General features: G+C 74.8%; 24 protein-coding genes and 1 pseudogene. 6 read left to right on the forward strand and 19 right to left on the reverse strand.

The genetic code is table 11. The annotated features are described in order from the left end of the window. Positions 1 to 17 precede the first annotated feature (17 nt). From KRAD_RS03365 to KRAD_RS03385, 5 genes are all read right to left on the reverse strand, one after another. The gene (locus tag KRAD_RS03365) at positions 18 to 1,514 is read right to left on the reverse strand and encodes a PTS fructose transporter subunit IIC (protein ID WP_041291877.1); all 1,497 of its coding nucleotides are present in this window, start codon (positions 1,512 to 1,514) and stop codon (positions 18 to 20) included. Continuing rightward, positions 1,511 to 1,969, reverse strand: coding sequence for a PTS sugar transporter subunit IIA (locus KRAD_RS03370; protein WP_041291878.1), 459 nt, complete (start codon positions 1,967 to 1,969; stop codon positions 1,511 to 1,513). Before KRAD_RS03370 ends, KRAD_RS03365 begins: the two co-directional genes overlap by 4 nt. Then, positions 1,966 to 2,925: a 1-phosphofructokinase gene (pfkB, locus tag KRAD_RS03375; protein ID WP_011981837.1), complete on the reverse strand. Its 960-nt coding sequence runs from the start codon at positions 2,923 to 2,925 to the stop codon at positions 1,966 to 1,968. The genes KRAD_RS03370 and pfkB overlap by 4 nt, the downstream gene beginning before the upstream one ends. Next, on the reverse strand, positions 2,922 to 3,683 hold the full coding sequence (locus KRAD_RS03380) for a DeoR/GlpR family DNA-binding transcription regulator (protein WP_011981838.1): 762 nt from the start codon (positions 3,681 to 3,683) through the stop codon (positions 2,922 to 2,924). Before KRAD_RS03380 ends, pfkB begins: the two co-directional genes overlap by 4 nt. Before the next feature lie 123 nt (positions 3,684 to 3,806). Then, on the reverse strand, positions 3,807 to 5,888 hold the full coding sequence (locus tag KRAD_RS03385; RefSeq protein ID WP_011981839.1) for a DNA gyrase/topoisomerase IV subunit B: 2,082 nt from the start codon (positions 5,886 to 5,888) through the stop codon (positions 3,807 to 3,809). A 258-nt stretch (positions 5,889 to 6,146) separates the two neighbouring features. Between KRAD_RS03385 and KRAD_RS03390 the strand changes: the two genes are divergently transcribed. Both KRAD_RS03390 and KRAD_RS03395 read left to right on the forward strand, forming a co-directional pair. After that, a complete protein-coding gene (locus KRAD_RS03390; protein WP_041292600.1) occupies positions 6,147 to 6,350 on the forward strand; it encodes a DUF7455 domain-containing protein in 204 nt (67 codons plus the stop codon). 38 nt (positions 6,351 to 6,388) lie between these two features. Next, on the forward strand, positions 6,389 to 6,880 hold the full coding sequence (locus KRAD_RS03395; RefSeq protein WP_011981841.1) for a DUF456 domain-containing protein: 492 nt from the start codon (positions 6,389 to 6,391) through the stop codon (positions 6,878 to 6,880). A gap of 103 nt (positions 6,881 to 6,983) precedes the next feature. Here the strand turns inward: KRAD_RS03395 and KRAD_RS03400 are convergent, their stop codons facing one another. The 5 genes from KRAD_RS03400 to KRAD_RS03420 all read right to left on the reverse strand — a co-directional run bounded on the left by KRAD_RS03400 (position 6,984) and on the right by KRAD_RS03420 (position 10,489). Further along, on the reverse strand, positions 6,984 to 8,492 hold the full coding sequence (locus KRAD_RS03400; RefSeq protein ID WP_011981842.1) for an RNA polymerase sigma factor: 1,509 nt from the start codon (positions 8,490 to 8,492) through the stop codon (positions 6,984 to 6,986). A 197-nt stretch (positions 8,493 to 8,689) separates the two neighbouring features. After that, on the reverse strand, positions 8,690 to 9,091 hold the full coding sequence (locus tag KRAD_RS03405) for a universal stress protein (protein WP_011981843.1): 402 nt from the start codon (positions 9,089 to 9,091) through the stop codon (positions 8,690 to 8,692). Between the two features lie 49 nt (positions 9,092 to 9,140). After that, a complete protein-coding gene (locus KRAD_RS03410; RefSeq protein ID WP_011981844.1) occupies positions 9,141 to 9,503 on the reverse strand; it encodes a YkvA family protein in 363 nt (120 codons plus the stop codon). A 2-nt stretch (positions 9,504 to 9,505) separates the two neighbouring features. Continuing rightward, positions 9,506 to 10,174, reverse strand: a complete 669-nt coding sequence (locus KRAD_RS03415; RefSeq protein ID WP_011981845.1) for an EcsC family protein — start codon at positions 10,172 to 10,174, stop codon at positions 9,506 to 9,508. An 87-nt stretch (positions 10,175 to 10,261) separates the two neighbouring features. Further along, positions 10,262 to 10,489: a hypothetical protein gene (locus KRAD_RS03420; protein WP_011981846.1), complete on the reverse strand. Its 228-nt coding sequence runs from the start codon at positions 10,487 to 10,489 to the stop codon at positions 10,262 to 10,264. 52 nt (positions 10,490 to 10,541) lie between these two features. Here KRAD_RS03420 and KRAD_RS03425 point away from each other — a divergent pair, with 52 nt between their 5' ends. Both KRAD_RS03425 and KRAD_RS03430 read left to right on the forward strand, forming a co-directional pair. After that, positions 10,542 to 11,420, forward strand: coding sequence for a spermidine synthase (locus tag KRAD_RS03425; protein WP_041291879.1), 879 nt, complete (start codon positions 10,542 to 10,544; stop codon positions 11,418 to 11,420). Next, positions 11,417 to 12,103: a DedA family protein gene (locus KRAD_RS03430; protein ID WP_011981848.1), complete on the forward strand. Its 687-nt coding sequence runs from the start codon at positions 11,417 to 11,419 to the stop codon at positions 12,101 to 12,103. Before KRAD_RS03425 ends, KRAD_RS03430 begins: the two co-directional genes overlap by 4 nt. Before the next feature lie 40 nt (positions 12,104 to 12,143). Here the strand turns inward: KRAD_RS03430 and gndA are convergent, their stop codons facing one another. From gndA to KRAD_RS03455, 5 genes are all read right to left on the reverse strand, one after another. Next, complete coding sequence (gene gndA, locus KRAD_RS03435) at positions 12,144 to 13,616, reverse strand: NADP-dependent phosphogluconate dehydrogenase (RefSeq protein ID WP_011981849.1); 1,473 nt, start codon at positions 13,614 to 13,616, stop codon at positions 12,144 to 12,146. Positions 13,617 to 13,677: 61 nt separating this feature from the next. After that, a complete protein-coding gene (locus KRAD_RS03440; protein WP_011981850.1) occupies positions 13,678 to 15,018 on the reverse strand; it encodes an MFS transporter in 1,341 nt (446 codons plus the stop codon). Then, positions 15,018 to 15,674 (reverse strand): GntR family transcriptional regulator, encoded by a 657-nt coding sequence (locus KRAD_RS03445; RefSeq protein WP_011981851.1) that lies wholly within the window; start codon positions 15,672 to 15,674, stop codon positions 15,018 to 15,020. The genes KRAD_RS03440 and KRAD_RS03445 overlap by 1 nt, the downstream gene beginning before the upstream one ends. A gap of 33 nt (positions 15,675 to 15,707) precedes the next feature. Then, positions 15,708 to 16,361 (reverse strand): UdgX family uracil-DNA binding protein, encoded by a 654-nt coding sequence (locus KRAD_RS03450; protein ID WP_238985700.1) that lies wholly within the window; start codon positions 16,359 to 16,361, stop codon positions 15,708 to 15,710. A 13-nt stretch (positions 16,362 to 16,374) separates the two neighbouring features. Further along, positions 16,375 to 17,457, reverse strand: a complete 1,083-nt coding sequence (locus KRAD_RS03455) for a PfkB family carbohydrate kinase (protein WP_041291880.1) — start codon at positions 17,455 to 17,457, stop codon at positions 16,375 to 16,377. A 108-nt stretch (positions 17,458 to 17,565) separates the two neighbouring features. Between KRAD_RS03455 and KRAD_RS03460 the strand changes: the two genes are divergently transcribed. After that, positions 17,566 to 18,600 carry an aldo/keto reductase gene (locus KRAD_RS03460; RefSeq protein ID WP_011981854.1) on the forward strand — a complete coding sequence of 345 codons (1,035 nt, stop codon included), beginning with the start codon at positions 17,566 to 17,568 and terminating at the stop codon, positions 18,598 to 18,600. A 1-nt stretch (position 18,601) separates the two neighbouring features. On the opposite strand, the gene KRAD_RS25860 is transcribed toward KRAD_RS03460, so the two are convergent. Genes KRAD_RS25860 through KRAD_RS03470 form a run of 3 tightly spaced genes read right to left on the reverse strand, consistent with a single transcriptional unit; the run spans position 18,602 to position 23,538 of the window. Beyond that, on the reverse strand, positions 18,602 to 18,754 hold the full coding sequence (locus tag KRAD_RS25860; protein WP_157873468.1) for a hypothetical protein: 153 nt from the start codon (positions 18,752 to 18,754) through the stop codon (positions 18,602 to 18,604). Between the two features lie 53 nt (positions 18,755 to 18,807). After that, positions 18,808 to 19,791: a YihY/virulence factor BrkB family protein gene (locus tag KRAD_RS03465; protein ID WP_049821057.1), complete on the reverse strand. Its 984-nt coding sequence runs from the start codon at positions 19,789 to 19,791 to the stop codon at positions 18,808 to 18,810. A gap of 51 nt (positions 19,792 to 19,842) precedes the next feature. Continuing rightward, on the reverse strand, positions 19,843 to 23,538 hold the full coding sequence (locus tag KRAD_RS03470) for an ABC transporter ATP-binding protein (RefSeq protein ID WP_011981857.1): 3,696 nt from the start codon (positions 23,536 to 23,538) through the stop codon (positions 19,843 to 19,845). Positions 23,539 to 23,584: 46 nt separating this feature from the next. Between KRAD_RS03470 and KRAD_RS03475 the strand changes: the two genes are divergently transcribed. Continuing rightward, on the forward strand, positions 23,585 to 24,625 hold the full coding sequence (locus KRAD_RS03475) for an LLM class flavin-dependent oxidoreductase (RefSeq protein ID WP_011981858.1): 1,041 nt from the start codon (positions 23,585 to 23,587) through the stop codon (positions 24,623 to 24,625). Positions 24,626 to 24,644: 19 nt separating this feature from the next. On the opposite strand, the pseudogene KRAD_RS03480 reads toward KRAD_RS03475, so the two are convergent. Continuing rightward, positions 24,645 to 25,151, reverse strand: a pseudogene (locus tag KRAD_RS03480) (metallophosphoesterase family protein); the annotation flags it as partial. Positions 25,152 to 25,157: the final 6 nt, after the last annotated feature.

The raw sequence follows: 25,157 nt of genomic DNA on the forward strand, positions 1-25,157 counted from the left end.
CGGGGTTCTCGGGTCGCTCAGGCGGGGGTGGTCTGGGTGCTGCGGGTGCCGGCGGGCGCGTCGGCGGCCGGGGGCACCTCGCGGTGCAGGCCCTTGAGGACGATCACGGCGGCGGCGGTGACCGCGGTGCCGAGGAGGATCGCGACGAGGTACAGCAGCGGCTGCCCGACGAGGCCGAGGACGACGACGCCGCCGTGCGGGGCGCGCAGGGTGTTGTCGAAGAGCATCGTCAGGCCGCCGGTGAGGCCGGAGCCGATCATCGCGGCGGGGATGATGCGCAGCGGGGCGGCGGCGGCGAACGGGATCGCGCCCTCGGTGATGAAGAAGGCGCCGAGCAGGACCGCGGCCTTGCCGTTCTGCCGCTCGGCCTCGGTGAACAGGGCCCTGCGGACGAACGTGGCCAGCGCGATGCCCAGCGGCGGGGTCATGCCGGCGGCCATCACCGCGGCCATCACCTTCAGCTCCACGGGGTCGCCGGAACTGGTCGCGGCGGTGGCCAGGCCGGTGGTCGCGAAGGTGTAGGCGACCTTGTTGATCGGGCCGCCGAGGTCGGCGGCCATCATGACGCCGAGGATCACCCCGAGCAGGACGATCCCGCTGCCGGAGAGGGAGTTCAGCCCGTCGGTGAGCTGCTCCATGAGCCAGGCGATGGGGCGGCCGAGGACGACGAGCATCGCGCCGGCGGTGAGGAACGTCGCCACCAGCGGGATGACGACGACGGGCATGATGCCGCGCACGGCGTTCGGCACCTTCAGCCGAGCCAGGCCCAAGGCGACGAAACCGCCGAGGAAACCGGCGGCGAGGCCGCCGAGGAAACCCGCGCCCACGGTCACGGCGATGGTGCCGCCGACGAAACCCGGGGCGATGCCCGGGCGGTCGGCGATGCCGAACGCGATGAACCCGGCGAGGACGGGGACGAGGAACCCGAAGGCCGCACCGCCGAGGACGAACAGCAGACCGGCCCAGTCGCGGCCGGACAGCGGGTCGAACCCGGAGATGAGGTCGGCGGCGGTGACGTCGGAGATCTGGTACCCGCCGATGAGGAAGGCGAGCGCGATCATGATGCCGCCGGCGGCGACGAACGGGATCATGTAGCTGACCCCGGTCATGAGCCACTGCCGCACGCGGGTGCCCACCCCGGCGTTCGAGGTGACCCTGCTGGCCAGCGCGGGACCGGCCGCGGGGGCCGGGGTCGACCCCTTCGGGGCGGCCTCGACGGCCGCGACCGCGGCGGCCACGACCCCGGGGGCATCGGCGACGGCCTTCTTCACCCCGACGTCGACGGAGGGCAGCCCGGCGAACCGGTCCTTGTCGCGGACCTCGAGGTCGGCGGCGTAGATGACGCCGTCGGCGGCGGCGATGACAGCCGGGTCGAACGGGGCCGAGCCCGCCGCCCCCTGCGTCTCGACCTGGACCTCGTGCCCGGCCTCGCGTCCGGCGACCTCGAGGGCCTCGGCGGCCATGTACGTGTGGGCGATGCCCGTGGGGCAGCTGGTGATCGCGACGAACTTCATCGTCCGTACACCTCTTTCAGGACGGTCGAGGCGACGGCTGCGGCGTCGGGGGCCTCGAGGAGGGATTCGCGGAAGGAGGCGTGCACGAGCTTGCGGGCGAGCGCGGCGAGGATCGTCAGGTGGTCGGCCTCGCCGGTGGTGGGCGCGGCGATGAGGAAGACGAGGGTGGCGGGGCCGTCGGGGGCGCCCCAGTCGACGCCCCCGCCGGAGACGACGCGGCCGATGGCGAGGCTGGGGACGGTGACGGCCGCCGAGCGGGCGTGGGGCAGGCCGATGCCGCCGGGGATCCCGGTGGCCATCTGCTCCTCGCGGGCGGCGACGTCGGCGAGGAACCGCTCGAGGTCGGTCACCCGGCCGGCGTCGGCGAGGGTCTGCCCGAGCTGCCGGGTGGCGTCGACGCGGTCGGTGGCCCTCAGGTCGACGAGGACGAGTTCGGGTGCGGTCAGATCGGTCATCGCTGCAGGTCCTTCACGAGGGTTTCGGGATCGGGATCGGGCAGGACGCGGACGCCGGGGGCGGCCGCCAGGGTCTCGGTGGGCCCGGGGACGCTGCTGCCGGGCAGCAGGACGGCCGCGCGGCCCCAGGCCATGGCGGTCGAGAGCCGTTGCGCAGCAGGGGCTCCGGTGTGCAGGTAGCCGGCGAGGGTGCAGTCCCCCGCCCCGACGGTGCTGAGGGGGACGAGGGGTTCCCCACCCCCCCACCAGACGCCGTCGCCGGTCACCAGCAGCGCACCCCCGCCGCCGAGGCTGACGAGGACCTCGCCGACCCCGCGGGTGCGCAGTTCCCGGGCGGCCGCCACGACGTCGCCCACGGTGAGGAGTTCCCGGCCGAGGAGTTCGCCGAGCTCCTCCTGGTTGGGTTTCACCAGGTCCGGTCCGGCGTCCACGGCGGCGGCGAGCGCGGGGCCGGAGGTGTCCACGGCGGAGCGGACCCCGGCGGCCCGGGCGGCGCGGACGAACCGGGCGTGCAGGTCGGAGGGGGCTCCCGGGGGGAGGCTGCCGCTGGCGACCAGCCAGTCCGGTCGCACGGTGAGGCGGGCGGTCACGACCCGCAGGAGCGCGTCGAGCTCGGGGCCGGACAGCCGCGGACCGGGTTCGTTGAGCTTGGTCGTCGTGCCGTCGGCCTCGACGACGGTCGTGTTGGTGCGGATCGTGCCGGTGATGGCCACCGTGACCGCGTCGACGCGCTGCGGGGCGAGCAGGACCTCCAGCCGGTCGCCGTCGACGCCGCCGGAGGGCAGGACGGCGGTGGCCCGGTGGTCGTGGCGGGCCAGGGCGCGGGCGACGTTGACGCCCTTGCCGCCGGCCTCGACGGTCCCGGAGAGCGCGCGGTGCACCTCGCCGCGGGTGAGGGTCGCGAGCTCGACGGTGTGGTCGATGCTCGGGTTGGGGGTGACGGTGAGGACGTTCACGCCCGCACGACCCGGGGGCCGGCGGCCTCGACGTCGGAGACGATGCCGGGGTCGGTGGCGGTGTCGGTGATCACGGTGTCGACGGCCTCCAGGTCTGCGACGTGGGCGAAGTCGTCGCGGCCGAACTTGGTGTGGTCGGCGAGGACGACGGTGCGCCGGGCGGAGGAGATGAGCGCGCGCTTCACGGCCGCCTCGGCGAGGTCGGGGGTGGTGAGGCCGCGCTCGACGGTGAGGGCGTTGGTGCCGAGGAAGCAGACGTCGGCGAAGACCTCGGCGAGCGCGCGCTCGGCCCAGCCGCCGACGGCGGCCAGGGTGCGCCCGCGCACGGTGCCCCCCACGAGGTGGAGGGTGAGGTTGGGGCGGTCGGCCACGACCACCGCGATGGGCAGGGCGTGGGTGACGACGACGAGCTCGCGGTCGGTGGGCAGGAGCTCGGCGAAGCGGGCCGTCGTGGTCCCGGCGTCGAGGATCAGGGTCCCCCCGTCGGGGAGCTCGGCGAGCGCGGCCAGGGCGATGCGGTCCTTCTCGGCGCCGGCGACGTCCTGCCGCTCGGGCACCGCGAGCTCGGCGCCGAGGCGCTCGACGGGGATGGCCCCGCCGTGGACGCGGCGCAGGACCCCGCGCCGCTCCAGGACGGTGAGGTCGCGGCGGATCGTCTCGGGCGTCACGTCGAGGCGGTCGGCCAGGGCGCTGACCTCGACCCGGCCCGCCTCGCGGGCCGCGTCGAGGATGGCCTGGTGCCGCTCCGGTGCGTACATCGATCGACTCCGTCGTCTGGTCGTGCGGGCTGAACCGGGCCCAGTTCTACGCCCGGTTCAGGCACGAAGTCAAGCGAACGGACTCAACCAGACCCGAAACGGGTCCGAACGGACATCCGGGGGTCAGGCGTCGATGCGGCCCCGGTCCAGCTTCTCCGCCCCGGCGATGATGAAGTCCTTGCGCGGGGCGACGTCGTTGCCCATGAGGAGCTCGAAGACCCGGTCGGCCACCGCGCCGTCGGCCACCGTCACCCGGCGCAGGGTGCGGTGCTGGCGCTCCATGGTCGTCTCGGCCAGCTGGTCCTCGTCCATCTCCCCCAGCCCCTTGTAGCGCTGGGGCTCCCGGTAGCTGCGCCCGCGCCGGTTCAGGTCCGCGGTCACCCGGCGCAGCTCGGCGTCGGAGTACGTGTAGACGACCTCCTTGCCCTTCTTGCCCGGCTGGGTCACCTCCAGGCGGTGCAGCGGGGGGACGGCCGCGAACACCCGGCCGGCCTCGATGAGGGGGCGCATGTAGCGGAAGAACAGCGTCAGCAGCAGCGTCCTGATGTGCGCGCCGTCGACGTCGGCGTCGGTCATCAGCACGATCTTGCCGTAGCGCACCGCGCTCAGGTCGAAGCTGCGCCCGGAGCCCCCGCCCACGACCTGGATGATCGAGGCGCACTCGGCGTTCTTCAGCATGTCCGTGACGGACGCCTTCTGGACGTTGAGGATCTTGCCGCGCAGCGGCAGCAGGGCCTGGTACTCGGAGTTGCGCGCTCCCATCGCCGTCCCCAGCGCGGAGTCGCCCTCCACGAGGAACAGCTCGGTGTTGTCCACGTCGTCGGAGCGGCAGTCCTTGAGCTTCGCCGGCAGCGAGGAGCTCTCCAGGGCGTTCTTGCGGCGCTGGGTCTCCTTGTGCAGGCGCGCGGAGATCCGTGACTTCATCTCGGCGACGACCTTGTCCAGCACGGCCGTCGCCTCCTGCTTGTCGTCGCGCTTGGGCGAGGCGAACACCGCGCCGAGCTCGTTCTCCACCACCTTGCGCACGATGGCGCGCACCGCGGCGGTCCCCAGGACCTCCTTGGTCTGGCCCTCGAACTGCGGTTCGGCCAGCCGCACGGTGACCACGGCCGTCAGCCCGGCGAGGACGTCGTCCTTCTCCAGCTTCTCGTCCCGGCCCACCTTCAGCCGCCGGGCCTGGGCGTCCACCTGCTTCTTCACCGCGGCGTGCAGCCCCTGCTCGAACCCCGACAGGTGCGACCCGCCCTTGGGGGTGGAGATGATGTTGACGAACGAGCGGACCGTCGGGTCGTAGCCGGTGCCCCAGCGCAGGGCGATGTCCACGACGCAGTCGCGGGTGACCTCCTGCGGGCTCATGTGCCCGCTGTCGTCGAGGACGGGGACGGTCTCGGTGAAGGTGTCCTCGCCCTGCAGGCGCCACACCGAGGTGACGGGGGCGTCGGGGGTGAGGAAGTCGGCGTACTCGCCGATCCCGCCGTCGTGCTGGAAGACCTCCTCCGTCGCCTCCCCCGAGCGCTCGTCGCGCAGGACGATGCGCAGCCCCGGCACCAGGAAGGACGTCTGGCGGGCCCGGGCGACGAGGTCCTCGTAGGAGAACGCGGCCTCCTTGAGGAAGATCTGCCGGTCCGCCCAGTAGCGCACCCGGGTCCCGGTGACCCCCCGCTTGGCGCGGCCGACGACGGCGAGCCCGGTCTCGGGGGTGAAGTCGGCGTCGGGCCCCTCCCCGGCGTAGCGGCCGGGGGTGCCGCGGCGGAAGCTCGTCGCGTACGTCTTGCCCCCGCGGTCGACCTCGACGTCGAGGCGGGCGGACAGGGCGTTGACGACGCTGGCCCCCACCCCGTGCAGCCCCCCGGAGGCGGAGTAGGACCCGCCGCCGAACTTCCCGCCGGCGTGCAGGTGGGTGAAGACGACCTCCACCCCGGACAGCCCGGTGCGCTTCTCCGCGTCGACGGGGATGCCGCGGCCGTCGTCGCGCACCTCCACGGAGCCGTCGCGGCGCAGGACCACGTCGATCCGGGAGCAGTGCCCGCCCAGCGCCTCGTCGACGGAGTTGTCGATGATCTCCCACAGGCAGTGCATGAGGCCCCGGGAGTCCGTCGAGCCGATGTACATGCCCGGGCGCTTGCGGACGGCTTCGAGTCCCTCGAGGACGAGCAGGTTCGCCGCGGTGTACTTGTCGTCCGGGGTGGGGCTGGGCGGAGTCACCCCGGAAGCGTACGGGCGTTCGAGGCGCGGGCGGCGCGAGGCACGCGCCGCGCGCCGCCCGCGCCGCCCCGGCCGGTGTGACGGACGACACCTCAGCTACGAGCGAACGCGTTGCTCCGTCGGCGTGGGAACGCGCGCGGCCCGGCGGAGGTTGGGGAAGAGTGTCCGGTGGGAGCAGCAGCTGCCCGCCAGCGTGCACGACCCGGAAGGAGTCGCGGAGTGACCACCGCTACCAGCACCACCCTCAGCAACGACCACATGACTGCCTCGGACCGGTGCGACCGGTGCGGTGCCCAGGCCTACGTGCGCGTCGTGCTCAACGCCGGTGGTGAGCTCCTCTTCTGCGCTCACCACGGCCGCGAGCACCGCGACGCGCTGCGTCGGGCCGGTGCCGACATCCACGACGAGTCGCAGAAGCTGGCGGCGACGACGTCGGCGTCCGCGGCTCCCGACGAGCGCTGATCCGCTGAACGTCCCCGGCCCCCGAGCCCGGCGCCACCGTGGGTGACGCCGGGCTCGTCGCTGTCGCCGCCGCGATCGCGGTCGGTCTCCTGGGCATCGTCGTGCCCGTCCTGCCCGGCACCGTCCTCGTCGCCGTCGCCGCCCTCGTCTGGGCCGTCGTCGAGGGCGGTCAGGCCTGGCTGTTCTTCGCCGGCACCGCGGTCCTCCTCGCCGCCGGCCAGGTCGCCATGTACCTGCTGCCCGGCCGCCGCATGACCCGGGCCGGCGTCCGCGGGTCCACCCTCGCGCTCGGCGGCCTCCTCGGGATCGTCGGCTTCTTCGCGATCCCGGTCGTCGGGCTCCCCCTCGGCTTCGTCCTGGGGGTCTTCCTCACCGAGCTCGTCCGGACCACGGGCGCCGACCGCGCCCGCCGCGCCTGGTCCGCGACGGTCACCGCCCTCAAGGGCGTCGGCCTGAGCGTGGCCATCGAGGCCACCGCCGCGCTGCTGGCCACCGGGGTCTGGGTCGTCGGGGCGCTCACCCTGCGCTGACGGCCCCCCCGCCGCACCACCCGCCCCCCGGCCGGGGAACCGGCCCACGACGACGAACGGCCCGGTGAGGGATCCTCACCGGGCCGTTCGTCGTCGTGGCTGATCAGTCCAGGTAGTCGCGCAGGACCTGCGAGCGCGAGGGGTGGCGCAGCTTCGACATCGTCTTGGACTCGATCTGCCGGATGCGCTCGCGCGTCACCCCGTAGACCTTGCCGATCTCGTCGAGGGTCTTGGGCTGGCCGTCGGTCAGGCCGAAGCGCATCGAGACCACCCCGGCCTCGCGCTCGGACAGGGTGTCCAGGACCGAGTGCAGCTGCTCCTGGAGCAGCGTGAAGCTCACCGCGTCCGCCGGAACGACCGCTTCGGAGTCCTCGATGAGGTCACCGAACTCGGAGTCGCCGTCCTCGCCCAGGGGGGTGTGCAGCGAGATGGGCTCGCGGCCGTACTTCTGGACCTCGACGACCTTCTCCGGGGTCATGTCGAGCTCCTTGGCAAGCTCCTCCGGAGTGGGCTCGCGGCCCAGGTCCTGCAGCATCTGGCGCTGGACGCGGGCGAGCTTGTTGATGACCTCGACCATGTGCACCGGGATGCGGATGGTGCGGGCCTGGTCGGCCATGGCGCGGGTGATGGCCTGGCGGATCCACCACGTCGCGTAGGTCGAGAACTTGTAGCCCTTGGTGTAGTCGAACTTCTCGACCGCACGGATCAGACCGAGGTTGCCCTCCTGGATGAGGTCCAGGAAGAGCATGCCGCGGCCGGTGTAGCGCTTGGCCAGGGAGACGACCAGGCGGAGGTTGGCCTCGAGCAGGTGGTTCTTCGCCCGGCGGCCGTCCTCGCTGATCCACCACAGCTCGCGCTTGAAGATGGAGTCGATGTCCTCGCCGGAGTGCAGCTTCTCCTCGGCGAACAGACCGGCCTCGATGCGCTTGGCGAGCTCGACCTCCTGCTCGGCGTTGAGGAGGGCGACCTTGCCGATCTGCTTGAGGTAGTCCTTGACCGGGTCGGCCGTGGCGCCGGCCGTGGAGACCTGCTGGGCCGGGGCGTCGTCGTCGTCGTCGTCGCGCAGGACGAAACCGCCGGTGGTCTTCTTGGCGGCGGTCTCCTCGACGGGCTCCTCGACGACGACGTCGTCCTCGGTGATGAGGTCCTCGTCCTTGACGTCCTCGACGTCCTCGGCGGGCTCGGCACCCTTGCCGGCGGCCTTGGCCGTCGGCTTCGCAGCGGTCTTGGCGGCCGACTTCGCGGCGGTCCTGGTGGCCGTGCGGGCGGCGGGCTTCGCCGGCGCGGCGTCACCGTCGGCGGCGGCCGCGGCGCGCTTGGCGGCCGGGCGGGCGGTCTTGGTGGCCGTCGCGGTGGACGTGGTGCGGCGCGCCGAGGCGGCGGCGACCGCGCGCTTGGGCGCGGCCTCCGGGACCTTGACCGTCACACCGGCGTCGTCGAGGGCGCGCAGGACGGCCTTCATGCGCTGCACGGGCAGCTGCGCGTCCTCGCACGCGACTCGCACGGAGTGCGCATCCACGTAGCCGTGGGTGGTCCCGTGCTGCAGGAGCTCCTGGAACGGAGCGGAAGCGAACTCTGGCGGGAGCGGCCGGGAGGTCGGTACCGACGACACGGACTGCCTTTCGTCGTGGGCGGAACTGGGCTGCGCGGGCAGCAGTCGACAACGTCAACAAGGCGGGCACCGCGGATATGCCCACTGAGGACGACAAACGCCAAGTGTGGCACGAACACCCCGGATCGTGCGCACGACACCGCTCGAACGGAGCTCGTGGCGCACGCTGAGGCCCCGGGCGGGACCCCCGTGGGGACTCAGTCCTCGGGCTTGACCGCCAGCACCGGGCAGGGCGCGTCGAGCAGGATCCGCTGGGCGCTGGCGCCCAGGATGAGCTTGCCCACCGGGGTCCGGCGGCGCAGGCCGATGACGATGAGGGACGCCCCGGTCTCCTCGGCGGCGAGGATCAGGTCGTCGGCGGGGTCCTCGGAGTCGGGGACCTCGCGCAGCTCGTGCCCGAGACCGGCCGCGGTGAGCTCCGCGCGCACCGACTCGTGGACCTCGGCGAGGCGCTCGGCCTCGGCGGCGTCGACCTCCCGCCCCGGCCGCCGGCTGTGCACGACCACCAGCGGGACCGCGTAGTGCACCGCCGCCTCCCCGGCGCGCCCCAGGGCAGCGCGGCCCTCCGGGTTGGCCACGTACCCGACGACGATCCCCATGCCGCACCCTCCACACGCCGTTCACGGACGGCGTGACCGTACTACGCGTTCACCCCCGCCGCGGTCGGCGACCCCCGGCCCGGTCCCCGGCGCGCCAGGCGGCGTAGTCCTCGGTGGCGCTCAGCAGCGAGCCCGCGACCCACGCCGCGACGACGCCGTCGTCGAGCAGGCCCACCAGGGGCAGCCACGCCTCCGGCAGCGCGTCGACGGGCGAGACCAGGTAGGCCAGGCCCGCGGCGGCCCACGTCAGCCGGGACCGCCCGGGGCCGGTGTAGCGGCCGTGGACGCTGTCGCCGACCATCGCCGGCAGCGAGGCCACCCGGGCCCCGACGCCGGGGGTGCCGGGGCGGGTGCCCGAGCGCAGGGTGCGCCACAGGACGGGCAGGGCACCCGGGCGCGGGGCGCCGCGCACGGTCAGCCCCGCGCGGTGGGGGGCAGGGCGTCCTGGGCGGCCGCGGCGATGCGCCGGAACATCACGGCGTCGACGGCCCCGCCGACGGCCCCGCCCACGACGGGCAGGGCGCGGGTGGGCACCCGGACCAGGGTGGTGGTCCCGAAGCGGGTGAGCAGGCGGAAGCCGACGCCCTTGTTGAGCAGCATCAGCGCCGGGCGCGGGACGCGCGACGTCGCGAGCCGGGTCAGGCGGTTCCCCGTGGGCAGGCCCACGGACTTCAGCACGTCGGTGGCGTCGGCGCCCACCAGCGTCAGCAGCACGGTCGAGCGGACCTCGGGGCGGGAGGTGTCGTAGCCGCGCAGCTCCGCGATCGCCGCGACCGCGCGCACGGCGAGGACGTGGAAGCCGAAGACGTTCGCGGGCAGGGCGACGGGCATGGTGAGCAGGCCCCCGAGCCCGGTGACGAAGCCGTTGCCGGCCACCAGCCGGGTGTGCTGGCGCACGACGGCGCTCACGGCCGCCTCGGTGTCGGGGTGGCGCTGCCGCGCGGCCCGGGCGACCTCGGCGGCGCTGTCGAAGGGGCCCCGGCCGTCGATGCCGACGGCCAGCAGCCGCTGGACGAGGTCGGCGGCGCGCCCCTCGACCCCTCCGGGAGCGGGGGCGGCGGTCTCCTGCACGTCGTTGGTCACGGCGACGACGCTAACCGGCCCCGGGCCGCCGTGCGCGCCGTGGTGCGCGCCGTGGTGCGCGCCGTGGTGCGGGGCGCGCGGGCGGGGTCAGCGCGCGGGGTCCTGCTCGCTGAGGAAGGCCACGACCTCGGCGACGCCGTCCTCGACGTAGCGGCGGCGCGCCCACGCCCGCGGCAGGCGCTGACCGGCGCCGACGGGGGGACGGTCCAGCTGCGGCAGGAGCGAGACGTCGGCGCTGCGGCGACGGGCGCGGCGGTCGAGCACGAAGGGGACGACGAACACGGCGAGGAGGCAGATCTCCAGGAAGGTGGCCATGACCAGTACCTCGGCAGACCGGCCGGAGAACTTCACCTGGTTGGATCGGGGCGTGCCCTCCCCCCGTCCCGCCCGTCGCGCCCGAGGTCCCCGGCCCGAGGAGGGGGAGGCCCCGATCACGACGGGGACGGCGCGCCTGGAGCAGGACCGCGACGACCCCGACGGCTGGACGGTGCACGTCAACGGCGTCCCCAGCTCCTACGTGGACCTCGGCGACCCCACCCGGCTGGTCTTCGAGTACCAGCAGTGGACGGCCGCGGTGATCGACGCGGTCCACCCCCCCGGGCCGCTGCGGGCGGTGCACCTGGGCGGGGCGGGGTGCGCCTTCCCCCGCTACCTGGCCGCGACCCGCCCGGACTCCCGCCAGCTCGTGCTCGAGGTGGACGAGCAGCTCGTGGACCTGGTGCGGCGCAGCTTCGGGGCCAGCGGCGCGGCGGGCTTCAAGCTCAAGGTCGCCGACGCCCGCGAGGGGTTGCGCGCGGTCCCCGACGCCACCCAGGACGCGGTGGTCCGCGACGCCTTCAGCGGCGACCGGGTCCCGGACCACCTGGTGACCGCGGAGTTCCTGCGCGACGTCGACCGGGTGCTCGCCCCCGGCGGGGTGTGGATCGCCAACCTGGCCGACCGCCCGCCCATGCCGCACTCGCGGGCCGAGCTCGCCACGGCCGCGTCGGTCTTCGCGCACGTCGCGCTGATGGCCGAGCCGGGGGTCTTCCGGGGGCGGCGCTACGGCAACGCGCTGCTGGTCGCCTCGCAGGCCCCGCTGCCCGAGCAGGCGCTGTTGCGGGCCCTCTCGGGCGGGGTGGCGCCGGCGCGGCTGGTCGCCGGTCGCGACGCACGGCACTTCTGCGCGGGAGCGGGCGTTGTGAGCGACGACGACGTCCACGCCGCGACCCGGCCGCCGAGCTCCCCGGAGGAACCCGACGCATGAGCACCACCCTGAGCCCGACCGCTCTCGCCGCGACGACGAGCGGGGGCTCGACCGGTCAGACCGGAGGGCTCACCGGGTTCGTCCTCGACACCGTCGACGCCCTGGGGGCGCCCGGGGTGGGGTTGATGAGCTTCCTGGAGGTCGTCTTCCCGCCCATCCCCAGCGAGGTCGTCCTGCCGCTGGCGGGGTACCAGGTGCAGCAGGGGCGCATCGACCTCGTCGCGGTCGTGCTGTTCTCGATCGCCGGGGCCTTCCTGGGCTCCCTGCTCCTGTACTGGGTGGGCAAGGTCATCGGGCTGGACCGCGCCGCCCGCATCGCCGACCGGATCCCGCTGATGGACGCCTCCGACGTCACGAAGTCCGCGGAGTGGTTCCACCGCCACGAGGGGGCGGCGGTGTTCACGGGCCGGTTCGTGCCGGGGGTGCGCAGCCTGATCTCGCTGCCGGCGGGGGCGGCCCGGATGCGCCTGCTGAAGTTCTCGGTCCTGACCGTCCTGGGCAGCGGGCTGTGGAACGGCCTGCTCATCGCGCTGGGCCTGGCGCTGGGCACGCAGTACGAGCTGGTCGAGGAGTACGGTCACTACCTCGACTACGTCTTCTACGCCGCGATCGCGGCCGTGCTGGCGTGGGCCGTGGCCCGCCGCGTGCGCAGCCGGCGCCGCGAGGGCGCCGGCACCCGCTGACCCGGGCGGTGGTCCCGCGGGACCACCGTCCGGGCCCGGCTCAGCCCTGGGACTCGGTGCCGTCGCCGGACCAGTCGACGTGGAAGTCCCCGGCCCGGTCGGTGCGCTTGTAGGTGTGCGCCCCGAAGAGGTCGCGCAGGCCCTGGATCAGCGCGGCGGAGGAGCGGTCCCGGCGCAGCGCGTCGTAGTAGGCCAGCGCCGAGGAGAAGCCCGGGGCCGGGATGCCCGCCTGCACCGAGTGCGTCACGACCCGGCGCCACGCCTCCTGGCCCTTCGCCACCGCGTCGGCGAAGTAGGGGTCCAGCAGCAGGCTGGGCAGGTCGGGCTGGTTGGCGTAGGCGTCCTTGATCCGGTCGAGGAACTTGGCGCGGATGATGCAGCCCCCGCGCCAGATCGTCGCCATCGCCCCGGGGTCCACGCCCCAGCCGTACTCGGTGCTGCCGGCACGGATCATGTCGAAGCCCTGCGCGTAGGCCACGACCTTCGAGGCGTACAGGGCGGCGCGGACGTCGTCCACGAACGCCTCCGCGTCGGCCTCGGCGACGAAGCCGCCGGTCCCCTCGGCGCCGGCGGCCGGTCCGGGCAGGACGCCCTGGGCGGCCTTGCGCTGCTCGGCGTGCCCGGACAGCGCCCGGGCGAAGACGGCCTCGGCGATCCCGGAGACGGGGGTGCCGAGGTCCAGGGCGGTCTGCACCGTCCAGCGCCCGGTGCCCTTCTGCTCCGCCTCGTCGAGGATGACGTCGACCAGCGGCGTCCCCTCCTGCGTGGGGTCGTCCTTGTCGAGGACGCGGGCGGTGATCTCGATGAGGAAGGACTCCAGGTCCCCCTCGTTCCAGGAGGTGAAGACCTCCGCGAGCTGCTTGGGGGTGCGGCCCAGGCCGTGGCGCAGCAGGTCGTAGGCCTCGGCGATGAGCTGCATGTCGGCGTACTCGATGCCGTTGTGGACCATCTTCACGAAGTGGCCCGCGCCGTCGGGACCGACGTGGGTGGAGCACGGGGTGCCGTCCACGCTCACCGCGATGTCGGCGAAGATCGGGCCGAGCTTGGCGTAGGCGTGCTCGGAGCCGCCGGGCATGATCGAGGGCCCCAGCAGGGCGCCCTCCTCCCCGCCGGAGACGCCGACGCCGGCGAAGTGGACGCCTCGCTCGCGCAGCGCGGCCTCGCGGCGGCGGGTGTCGGCGAAGTGGGCGTTGCCGGCGTCGACGACGATGTCGCCCTCGCTCAGCAGCGGGGCCAGCTCCTCGATGACGGCGTCGGTGGCGGGCCCGGCCTTGACCATGACGATGATCGTGCGCGGGGACTCCAGGGAGTCCACGAACTCCTGGGAGGTGTAGCCGGGCACGAAGGTCCCCTCGTGGCCGAACTCCTCGACCAGGGCCTTCGTCTTGGCGTCGGAGCGGTTGTGCACGGCGGTCACGTAGCCGTGGCGGGCGATGTTGCGGGCCAGGTTGCGCCCCATGGTCGCCAGACCGGTCACACCGATCTGCGCCTTCTGCGTCGTCGTCTCAGTCACCCGGGCGATCCTGCCCTGCCGGACCCCCCGTCCGACAGACCACCCCGGTGACGAACTCCTCTCACCGCCCCCGGGCGGCTGTGAGGCGCTCGCGGACGGCGTCGCGCACCCGCGGGACGACGACCCCGTCGCGGGCCATCAGCCGGCGGGTCTGGCGGCGGCTGACGAGGATTCCCGCGACCCCGACCGCCCACAGCGGCAGCTGGACGGCGAAGGCCACCTTGAAGGCCTCCAGGGAGTACGTCTGCGGGGTCCCCGCCCCCTGCAGGTCCAGCAGCAGGCCGATGAGGGCGACGAGGACGATGGTCGCGGTGAACCCCATGACGTTGGTCATCCCGGTCGCCCCGCCGAGGCGGTGCGCCGGGTTGGAGGTCCGGGCGTAGTCGAAGCCGATCATCGACCCCGGGATGCCCGTGGCGACGACGACCACCAGGACGGCCAGCAGCCACACCGGCGCGGCGCCGGGCCACAGCAGCACCGCGCTCCAGACCAGGGACTGCCCGCCCACGACCGCCAGCACGATCCAGGACCGCCGCAACGGGTGGCGGGCCACCAGGGAGCCCATCAGCGGTCCCGTGCCCGCCGCGCTGACGGTGTACAGCGTCAGCAGCGCGCTGGCCGTGCCGGGGCCGAGCCCCTGCCCCGAGACCAGGAACGGGTAGCCCCAGAGCGCGGCGAAGGCGTTGCCGGAGAACGGCGTCGCCCAGTGAGACCACAGACCGAGCCGCATCTCGGGGTGGCGCAGGGCGGCCCTGAGGTCGCCCGCCACCGCGGCCAGCGGCTTCGCCGCGCGCGGGTTCTCCACGCCCGGGGGGACGTCGCGCAGGACGAGGACGGCGAGCACCGCGGTGAGCAGGGTGAACCCCGCCACTCCCCCGTAGGCCGCGGTCCAGCCGGGCCCGTGCAGCAGCGCGACGAGGGGGACGAAGCTGAACACCTGGCCGAGCTGGCCGAACAGCCCGACCAGCTGCGTCATCACGGGCACCCGCTGCGGCGGGAACCAGTTGGTCACCACCCGCAGGACGCTGACGAAGGTCGCGGCGTCGCCGGCCCCGACGAGCACCCGGGCCAGCACGGCCTGGCCGGTGCCGGTGCTCACCGCCAGCAGGGCCTGCCCGAGCCCCATGGCCACCGCGCCCGCCACGACGAGCCGGCGCGGGCCCCAGCGGTCGATGAGGACGCCGACGGGGACCTGCAGGGCGGCGTAGACGAGGAACTGCAGGACGGCGAAGCTCGACAGGGTGCCGGCCCCGATGCCGTAGCGCTCCTGCGCCTCCAGCCCCGCCGCGGCCAGCGAGGTGCGGTTGCCGACGGTGACGACGTAGGCGAGCGCGCCGACGGTGAAGACCAGCCAGGCGCCCCGGGCGACGGGGGCGCGGCGCGCCGCGGTGGCGGTGCCCATCAGCGCACCGCCCGCAGCCGGTCGCCGGCGCGGCGGACGTGGTCGCGCACGAGGGCGAGCCAGTCCTCGCGGTCCTCGCCGAGCAGCGCCTCGCGCAGCCGCTCGTGGTCGGCCAGGGCGGTGGCGATCCGGTCGCTGGAGCCGTGCACGTTGGCGACCCCCATCCGCATCTGGCGGTCGCGCAGGGAGTCGTAGATGCCGGCGAGGACCTCGTTGCCGGCGCTGCGGACGACGGCGGCGTGGAAGGTGCGGTCGGCGTGCATGAACGCCCAGGGGTCGTCGACGGCGGCGCGCATGGCCTCCAGGTGCGGGCGCAGGGCCTCGGCGAGCTCCCCGCGGTGCTCCCAGGCGCGGGCGGCGGTGTGGACCTCGACGAGCTCGCGGGTCTCCAGCACGTCCTCGACCTCGGCCGGGGACACCGGGACGACGAGGGCGCCGCGCTTGGGGATGAGGTGCACCAGCCCCTCGGCCTGCAGCTTGAGCAGCCCCTCGCGGACGGGGGTGCGCGAGACGCCGACCCGGTCGGCGATCTCGCCCTCGGTGAGCAGCAGGCCCCCCGGCAGGGAGCGGTCGAGGATGCCGTGCTTGACCTCGGCGTAGACGCGGTCGGCGGCGGGCGGCGGGGAACCGGTTCGTGAGGGACTGGCGGTATCCATGTTGCATCTATGCTAGCCCGGCCCCGGGCCGGGTCAGCCCAGGGCGGTGGCCGCCGTGCGCAGGTCGGCCACCAGCGCCGCGTAGGCCGCGTCCCGCTCGGCCTCGGGGGTCCGCAGCACCGCGGAGGGGTGGATCGTCCCCAGGAACCGCTTCTCGCCCAGGCTGGTCGGCAGCGTGAACAGCTGACCGCGGTGCTTGGTGACGCGGAAGTCCTTCGGCAGCAGCGCCTTCGCCGCGGTCGCACCCAGGCAGACGACGACCTCGGGGTCGACCTGGACCAGCTCGGCCGCCAGCCACGGCCGGCAGGCGGTGACGTGCGCGACGTCGGGGCTGGCGTGGATGCGCCGCTTGCCCGGCGCCTCCTGGGTGAACCGGAAGTGCTTCACCGCGTTCGTGACGTAGGTGGTGGCGAGGTCGATGCCCGCCTCGGCCACGGCCTTCTGCAGCAACCGCCCGGCCGGGCCGACGAACGGCACCCCGCGCCGGTCCTCCTGGTCCCCGGGCTGCTCCCCCACCAGGACCATCCGCGCGTCGGGGGCCCCCGCGGAGAACACCACCTGCGTGGCGGGTTCCCACAGCTCGCAGCCGCGGCAGTCGGGCGCGGCCCGCCGCAACTGCTCCAGGTCCGCTCCGGGCGGGACCCACTGCGCCGCGCCGGGCCGGGACTGCGTCGATGCCGGTGTCACCCCGCCGATGCTGTCAGGAGGTCGCGAGACCGGCACCTCCGGTGGGGAGGTCGTTGAGCACCGAGAGGGTCGCGCTCGCCCGGCGCACCGGGCTGTCCGTCGCGCTCGGGTGCTCGCGCAGGACGTCGTCCAGGAAGCCGTAGCGGCGCACCAGCTGCGAGGTCGCCGAGGTGCGCGGCCCCAGCCGCAGGTGCGACCACCAGTCGGCGATGTCGCCCCAGCCCGGTGCGGAGAGCGAACCGCCGAACTGCTGCACCGACAGCCCCGCGCACAGGTTCGCGAAGGCCAGCCGCTCCGGCAGCGCCCACCCCCCGAGGGTCGCGGTGAGGAACCCGGCCCCGAACACGTCACCGGCCCCCGTCGCGTCCAGCGCCTCCAGGCGCAGACCGGGCACCTGCGCGCTCTCCCCGCTGGTCTGGTCCACGGCCACCGCCCCCTCCGCCCCGCAGGTGACCACGGCCACCGCGACCCGCTCGGCCAGGGCCGAGACCGCGGCCGCCGCGGAGTCGGTGCGGGTGTAGCGCATCGCCTCGACGTGGTTGGGCAGGAAGGCGTGGCAGTGCTCCAGCCCGCCCAGCACGTCGGGGTTCCACTGCGTGGAGGAGTCCCAGCCGACGTCGGCGAACACCAGCGACCCCTGGCCCTGCGCGCGCAGCACCCACGGCTGCGGGACGGCGGCCAGGTGCACCAGGCAGCTGCGCGCCGGGGGGACGTCCTCGGGTTCGTCGACCGGGGCCGGGTGCTCGTGGGTGACCATGGCGCGGTCCCCGCCGTAGGCCAGCGAGACCGTCACCGGGGAGTGCCAGTCCTCCGCGCGGTAGGAGGTGGACAGGTCGATCCCCTCCTGCTCCCCGAGGGTCTGCCAGCAGAACTGCCCGTAGGCGTCGGTGCTGAACGCCGCGGACAGCGACGTCGACAACCCCAGCCGGGACGCCGCGACGGCCATGTTGGCGATGCCGCCCGGGCACGAGCCCATGCCCGAGGTCCACACCTCGGTGCCCAGCCGCGGCTCGGAGTCCAGCCCCGTGAGGACGATGTCGAGGAACACCGTGCCGCGCACGTGGACGTCGAAGGGTTCCCCGGTCGTGGTCGCCACCCGCCGATGCTGCCAGCCCGGCCGCCGGTCCACCAGAGCGGTCCCGCCGCCGCGGCCGGCGGGGCCGCTCCACCGGGCGGGCCCGGCCAGGAGGTGCAGGATGCGGGCATGGAGAACCGCACACTGGGGAGCAGCGGCACGTCCGTCTCCCACCTCGCGCTGGGCACCATGACCTTCGGCAGCGAGACCGACCGCGACGGCTCGTTCGAGCAGCTCGACACGTTCCTCGCCGCGGGCGGCACCCTCGTCGACACCGCCGACGTCTACTCCGGCGGGGTCTCGGAGGAGATCATCGGCGCCTGGCTGGCCGACCGTCCCGCCGACGTCACCGAACGGGTGGTGCTGGCCACCAAGGGCCGCTTCCCCACCTCCGGGGAACCCAACGGCGTCGGCCTCTCGCGCCGGCACCTGACCCGGGCCCTCGACGCGTCCCTGCGCCGGCTCGGGGTGGACACCGTCGACCTCTACCAGGTGCACGCCTGGGACCCGTGGACCCCGCTGGAGGAGACCCTGGCGACGCTGGACTCCTTCGTCCGCGCCGGCAAGGTCCACCACGTCGGGTTGTCGAACTTCACCGGCTGGCAGCTGCAGAAGGCCGTCGACGTCGCCGACGCCGGCGGGTACTCCCCGCCGGTGACCCTGCAGCCGCAGTACAACCTGCTGGTCCGCGAGATCGAGTGGGAGATCGTCCCCGCCGCGGAGGAGAACGGCCTCGGGCTGCTGCCCTGGTCCCCCCTCGGCGGGGGCTGGCTGTCGGGCAAGTACACCCGCGACAACGCCCCCACCGGTGCGACCCGGCTGGGTGAGAACCCCGACCGCGGGGTGGAGGCCTACGCTCGGCGCAACGCCCAGACCCGCACCTGGGCCGTCGTCGAGGCCGTGCAGCGCGTGGCCGAGCAGCGCGGGGCCACGATGGCCCAGGTCGCGCTGGCCTGGCTCGCGGCCCAGCCGGCGGTGAGCTCGGTCATCCTGGGGGCCCGCACCACCGCGCAGCTCGCCGAGAACCTCGGAGCCGCCGACCTGGAGCTCGAGGCCGCCGAACTCGTCCTCCTCGACGAGGCCAGCGACCCCGAGCCCGCCGACTACCCCTACGGCGGACCGGGCTCGGCCCAGCGGTCCCGGAAGCTGCAGGGCGGTCGCTGAGTCAGTCCGCCGGCGCGGGGTGTCCCTGCTGGCCCCGGACCCCCGCGTCGTCGGCCTCCTCGCTCTCGGGGAGGTCCTGCCACCCCTGCTTCGCCTCGGCGGTGAGCTCCTGCGAGGCCTCCAGGTGCTCCTGGGCGCTCTTCTCGTCGGGCACGTCGGTTCCTCTCGTCGTCATCGGGGTCGTGGGGATCGTGGGGGTTGCCGGGGTCACCGGGCGTCGGGCTTGCGGTCCGCGGCCATCGCGTCGCGCTCACCCATGGGCTGCTCCGGCCCGACGGTGGTGTCCTTGTCGGTCTGCTTCTCCGACTCGGCGTTGACCTCGGCGCCGAGCAGGATGGCGTAGCTGGTCAGCCACAGCCACATGAGCAGGACGACGACCCCGGCCATCGAGCCGTAGTTCTTGGCGTAGGAGGACTGCCCGGCGGTCGAGACGTAGATCGAGAACCCGGCCGAGACGATCAGCCAGAGGACCGTGGCGACCCCCGCGCCGACCGAGACCCACTTCGCGCGCGGGGCGTCGCGGTCCGGCGCCACGCGGTAGACGACCGCGAGCGCGACCAGCAGCAGCCCCAGCAGCAGGACCCACCGCAGGACGTTCACCACGAGGCTCACCAGGCCGCTGGCACCCAGGGCCTTCACCAGCACCGGGGCGACGCCGATGAGGGCGATGGCCAGCAGCATGAAGACGATGGCCCCGAGCGTCAGCAGCAGGGCGGTGCCCTTGAGCTTGACGAACCCGCGGGTCTCCTTCTCGTCGTAGGCCGTGTTGGTCGCGGCCATGAGGTTCTGCACCCCGCTGGAGGCGCTCCACAGGGCCAGGACGACCGCGACGATCGCGGTGATGCCCGCGGTCGACTTGCCGTTGGCGACGTTCTGCACCTGGCTGGTGACCAGGTTCCGGGCCTCTTCGGGGATGGCGGTGATCCCGTTGATCTGGCTGGTGATCTGGGCGGTGTCGCCGAAGATCCCCCAGATGAGGAAGGCGGCCGTCAGCGCCGGGAAGATGGCCAGGAAGGCCTTGAAGGCGACCCCGGCCGCCAGCAGCGGCACCTGGTCGTCCTTCGCCTCGGCCCACGCCCGCTTGGTGACGGCGAGCCAGCCCTTGGCCGGGATCTGCGTCGGCGAATCCGCGTTCTCACCGTGGTCACCGTGCCGGTGCACGGACAGGTCCCCCTGCTTCGTCTTGCTCATGGCTCCCAGGATGCTGGTCGAGGGCCCGGAACGCTCGCCGGGAGGCCCCGCTCAGGCCACCGAGGCCCGGCCCGCCGCGAACGAGGCCCACAGGTGCGCGTACCGCCCGCCGCGGGCCAGCAGCTCCTCGTGGGTGCCCTCCTCCACGGCGCGGCCGCGGTCGAGGACGACGATCCGGTCGGCCCGGGCCGCGGTGGTCAGCCGGTGGGCGACGACGATCGTGGTGCGCCGGCTGGCCGCGGCGTCGCTGGCCGCGGCGATGGCCGCCTCCGCGGCCGGGTCCAGCGCCGCCGTGGCCTCGTCCAGCAGCAGGACGTCGGGGTCGACGAGCTCGGCCCGGGCCAGGGCCACCAGCTGCCGCTGCCCGGTGGAGAGGTTGCGCCCGCGTTCGCCGACGACGAAGTCGTACCCCCCGGGCAGGGCCTCGACGACCCGGTCCGCCCCCACCGCCGCGGCCGCCGCCCGCACCTGCGCGGCCGTGGCCCCGGGACGCGCGTAGGCGATCGCCTCGGCCACCGTCCCGTCGAAGAGGTACGCCTCCTGGGGGACGACCCCCAGCCGGCGCCGGAACCCCGTCAGGTCCAGCGAGCGCAAGTCGGTCCCGTCGACCAGGACGCGGCCGTGGGTGGGGTCGTAGAAGCGCGCGGCCAGCTTCACCACGGTGGACTTCCCCGCCCCGGTCTCCCCGACGAGGGCGACGGTCTCCCCCGCCCGGACGTGCAGGTCCAGGTCGTGCAGCGCGGGCTCGTCGCCGTCGCGGTAGCGGAACCCGACGCCCTCGAAGCGCAGGTCGCCGGTCAGCCGCCCGACCGGGACCGGCTGCGGCACCGGCACGACCGAGGTCGGCGTCCGGAGCAGGTCGGCCACCCGGCGCAGCCCGACGGCGGCCTGCTGGTAGCCGTCGAAGACCTGCGAGAGCTGCTGGACGGGGGCGAAGAACAGGTCGACGTAGAGGAGGAAGGCGACGAGGACCCCGAGGGAGATCCGTCCCTCGCGCACCAGGCCGGCCCCCACCACGAGGACCAGCGCCGCGGTGGCCTCGTTCAGGAACTGCACGAACGGGAAGTACGTCGCGATCTGGCGCTGGGCCCGCACCCGGGCGTCGCGGTAGGCCCGGCCCAGGCGCTGGAACGCCTCGGTGTCCTCCCGGGTCCGGACGGAGGCCTGGGTGACCCGCACCCCCGCGACGGACTCCTGGAACCGCCCGTTGAGCGCGCTGACGCGCTCGCGGGCCTCGGTGTACGCCGGCCGCGACCGGGCCCGGAAGACGACCGTCGCGACGACCAGCACCGGCAGGACGGCGACCACGACGAGGGCGAGCTCGGGGTCCAGGACGAGCATCGCGACGAACACCCCGGCCAGGGACAGGAGGCTGACCAGGGCCTGGGCCACGCCGGTCTGCAGGAACGTCGACAGCGCGTCGACGTCGGTCGTCATCCGGGTCATGATCCGCCCGGCCTGCTCGCGCTCGTAGTAGTCCAGCCCCAGCCGCTGCAGCTGCGCGAACGTCCTCAGCCGCAGGCTGAACAGGACCCGCTCCCCGGTGCGCCCGGTCACCCGGCCCTGGGCGACGGTCACCACCCAGTCCAGGAGGACGACCGCGGCGGCGACCGCGGAGACCCCCAGCAGCGCGCGCAGGTCGCCGGTGGTGACCCCGTCGTCCAGGCCGGCGCGCACCAGCTGCGGCAGCAGCAGCTGCGCCCCGGCGTCGAGGGCCACCAGCAGCACCCCGGCCACCAGCGGGCGGCGGAAGGGCCGCAGCAGCCGACCCAGGCCGAAGCGGGGGTCGTGGCGCTCGGCGGCCAGGACGTCCACGCCGGGCTCGTCGCGGGTCGGGGGCCGCGCGCCGGTCCGGGACGGCGCTGCGCGCCCCGCCGCGGCCCCGGCGGGGGCGTCGGGCGGGGTCGTCGACCGCGGGGCCGGCAGCGCCGCGGGGACCCGCTCCGGCCGCGTCAGCACCCGGGCGTCGGCCGGGGACCCGGCGCCGGAGTCGGAGCCGCCGTCGAAGAGCCGGCGGAACACCTCGCACCGCTCCTGCAGCTCCGCCTCGGTCCCCTCGTCGACGACGCGGCCGCCGTCGAGGACGACGACGCGGTCGGCCAGCCGCAGGGTCGAGCGCCGGTGCGCGACGAGCAGCGTGGTCCGGCCCGCCTCGCGCCGGGCGAGGGCGCCCAGGATGCGCTGCTCCACCACGGGGTCGACCGCGGAGGTGGCGTCGTCGAGCACCAGCACCCGCGGGCGGGACAGCAGCGCCCGCGCCAGCCCGAGGCGCTGGCGCTGCCCTCCGGACAGGGTCAGCCCCTGCTCCCCCACGGGGGTGTCCCAGCCCCGCTCCAGGGCGTCGACGAAGCCGTCGGCGGCGGCGGTGCGCAGCGCCGCCCGGACCTCCTCGTCGCTCGCGCCGGGGACGGAGTACGCGACGTTGGCGCGCACGGTGTCGGAGAAGAGGAACGTCTCCTCGGGGACGAGGCCGATCGCGGCGCGCAGCGCGAGGGGGTCCAGGTCGCGCACGTCCACCCCGCCGACGCGGATCGCGCCGGCGTCGACGTCGTAGAAGCGCGGCAGCAGGTTCGTGATCGTCGACTTGCCCGACCCCGCCGTCCCGACGAGGGCCACGGTGCCGCCCGCGGGCACGTGGACGTCCACGCCGTCCAGGACGGTGCGCTCGGGGGTGAAGCCGAAGCGCACCCCGGCCAGCTCCACCGACAGGGGGCCCTCGGGCAGCGGTCGTGGGGTCCCCGCGCGCGGTCCCAGGACGCTCGGGCGGGTGTCGACGACCTGCAGGACGCGTTCGACCCCCGCCCGGGCCTGCTGGCCCACCGTGAGCAGCCCCGCGAGCTGGCGCACCGGGGACACCAGCTGCCCCAGGTAGGTCGAGAAGGCCAGGAACGTGCCGACGGTGAGGTGCCCGCCCAGCGCCAGCCAGCCGCCGAACAGCAGCACCCCCACCTGCCCCAGGGCGGGGACCGCCTGCAGCGCGGGCCCGTAGCGGGAGTTGGCGCGCACCACCCGCATGCGGTCGGCGAACAGGTCCGCGACGACGCCCTCCAGCCGGCGCAGTTCCGCGGCCTCCTGACCGAAGCCCTTGACGACGCGGACCCCGGAGACCGCGGCCTCGACGTGCGCGGCCACCTCCGCCGCCCGGGCCTGCGCGGCGGAGTTCGCCGGGAAGAGGTCGCGGCGGCTGCGCCGGGCGATCCACCACAGCGCCGGCCCGACGGCCAGCGCCACCAGGGTCAGCGGCGGGGACAGCGTCGCCATGACGACGAGGGACACCACGAACAGCACGGCGTTGCCGGTGACGTTGGGCAGCCACGCCAGCAGGCCCTGGACCAGCTGGACGTCGCTGATGGAGCGGCTGACGACCTGACCGGTGGACAGGCCGTCGAGCTGGCGGCCGTCCATCCGCTGCACGGCGGCGTGCACGTCGTCGCGCAGGTCCAGCTGCACGTCCAGCGACAGCCGGCCCGCGGTGAAGCGGCGGACGAACCCGAGGGCGTACACCACCGCGCCGGCCGCGACGAGCAGCGCGGCCCAGGGCCACAGCGCGGCCCCCGGGCGGCCCACGACGTCGTCGACGACGTGGCGCACGACGAGGGGGACGAGCGCGGCGACGCCGTAGGAGACGACCGAGGACCCGAAGGCGAGGACGAGGTCGCGCCGGTGCCGGCCGCAGTACCCGGCGAGCCGGCGCAGCCAGCCGGGCGGGGTGGTGGGCCGGGCAGGGCGTGAGGGCACGAGCGCCAACGCTAACCCCGCGCGGAACACCCCGCCGGTCCGCGGGGTTCGGCTGGTGGTGAACGTCCCGCTGTCGGTCCTGGACCTCTCCCCCACCACCTCCGGGTCGCCCGCGTCGGCGGCGCTGCGCCGCAGCGTCGAGCTGGCCCGGGACGTGGAGGCGCTGGGCTACCAGCGGTACTGGCTGGCCGAGCACCACGGGGTGGCGAGCACCGCCAGCTCGAACCCGGTGGTGCTGATCGCGACGATCGCGGCGGCCACGAGCACGCTGCGGGTGGGGGCGGGGGGCGTCATGCTGCCCAACCACTCCCCGCTGGCGGTGGCGGAGAGCTTCCGGGCCCTGGAGGGTCTGCACCCGGGCCGCATCGACCTCGGCCTCGGCCGGGCGGTGGGGACCGACGGGCGCACCGCGCTGGCCCTGCAGCGCTCCCGCCAGGCGCTGGCCCTGGACGACTTCGAGGAGCAGCTCGCCGAGCTGCACGGCTACGTCGACGGCTTCCCGCCCGGGCACCCGTTCGCCGGGGTCCGGGCCCAGCCCGACGACGTCCCGCTGCCGCCGGTGTGGCTGCTGGGTTCCAGCGAGCACGGTTCGGCCCTCGCCGCGCGGCTGGGCACGGGCTACGCCTACGCGGGGCACTTCGGCTCGGCCGAGCCGGTGCAGGTGCTGCGCTCCTACCGCGAGGGCTTCGTCCCCTCGCCGCGGTGGCCGCGCCCGCACGCGGTGCTGACGATGGCGGTGCTGGTCGCGGAGACCGCCGAACGGGCCCGGGCGCTGGCGGCGGCCGCGACGCTGGCCACGGTGCGCCTGCGCCTGGGCGCCCCGGGGCCGCTGCCCAGCCCCGAGGAGGCCGCGGCCCACCGCTGGACGCTGGCGGAGCGCAACACCGCCGGCCGGCTGGGGTCGCGGCTGGTGGCGGGGACGCCGGCGGAGGTCGTGCCCCGGCTGCGGGACCTGGTGCAGCGCACCGGCGCCGACGAGCTGATGGTGCTCACCCAGGTGCACGACCCGGCCGAGCGGCGGCTGTCCCACGCGCTGCTGGCCGAGGGGTGGGGTCTGGGGGCGGACCGCCTCGACGCGAGCCGCTCCGCCCGCTGAGCGGGGCCTCCTGCGGGGCCCGGGCCGGGACGTGGCGCAGCTCGACCTCCTCCAGCCGCCCCTCGGCGACGGTGAGCTCCAGCCACGTCCTCGTCGGCATGCGCCGGCGGTCGGTCGGGGACCCGGGGTTCAGCAGCCGGATCCCCGAGGGGGTCGTGGAGTCCCACGGCACGTGGCTGTGCCCGAACAGCAGGACGTCGAGGGTCCCGGCGCGCGCCGCGTCGCAGCGGCGTTCCCGGCCCTGCCTGGGCCCGGTCTCGTGCACCACGCCGAAGCGCAGGCCCTCGACCGCGAACTCCGCGAACTCCCCGAGGTGCGCGCGCACGTCCGGGCCGTCGTTGTTGCCGGCCACCCCCACCAGCCGGCGGGCGCGGTCGCGCAGCGCGAGGACGGTCGCCTCGTCGCACCAGTCCCCGGCGTGCACGACCAGGTCGGCGGCCTCCACGGCCGCCCACACCGGCGCGGGCAGGTCCTTGGCCCGCGTCGGCAGGTGGGTGTCGGAGACGACCACGAGCCGGGTGGTCACCGGCGC

The sequence above is a fragment of the Kineococcus radiotolerans SRS30216 = ATCC BAA-149 genome (assembly GCF_000017305.1).
Lineage (GTDB): Bacteria > Actinomycetota > Actinomycetes > Actinomycetales > Kineococcaceae > Kineococcus > Kineococcus radiotolerans.